The organism is Bartonella vinsonii subsp. berkhoffii ATCC 51672 (assembly GCF_902825225.1).
In the GTDB taxonomy this organism is placed as follows: Bacteria; Pseudomonadota; Alphaproteobacteria; order Rhizobiales; family Rhizobiaceae; genus Bartonella; species Bartonella berkhoffii.
Window position 1 is genome coordinate 1 of record NZ_CADEAK010000298.1, and the last position, 395, is coordinate 395.

1 protein-coding gene is annotated in these 395 nt (G+C 42.0%); it reads right to left on the reverse strand.

All coding sequences use genetic code 11. The features are described 5' to 3' along the window. The coding region (locus tag J7R10_RS09345; protein ID WP_246787437.1) for a Mur ligase family protein at positions 1-395 on the reverse strand (395 nt) is incomplete at both ends.

The window sequence follows — 395 nt, forward strand, 5'->3', positions numbered from 1 at the left end:
ACTGTTTTGAACGTTGATGTTCCACACGATTAACGGTGATAAATCGCCCTTTACGTCCAATTGTTAAAACACGACGGCGTGCCCTTGTAACAGTATCAATAACCTTTTGCGAATAAGCATCATCAGCAAAAATCAGAGCAGGTGCATCTTGAGGCAAAAGCGTATCAAAAAGCCTCATTTTAGCACGCAAATAATCCTCTACGCACGCATGATAATCCATATGATCACGCCCTAAATTGGTAAAGGCAGCAGCAGTTAAACATACCCCATCAAGTCGCCTTTGATCAAGTCCATGAGAAGATGCTTCAAGGGCTACATGTGTAACACCTTCAGTGACAATTTCAGAAAGGAGGCGCTGTAAAATTATTGGATCAGGTGTTGTGAGAGAACCATAA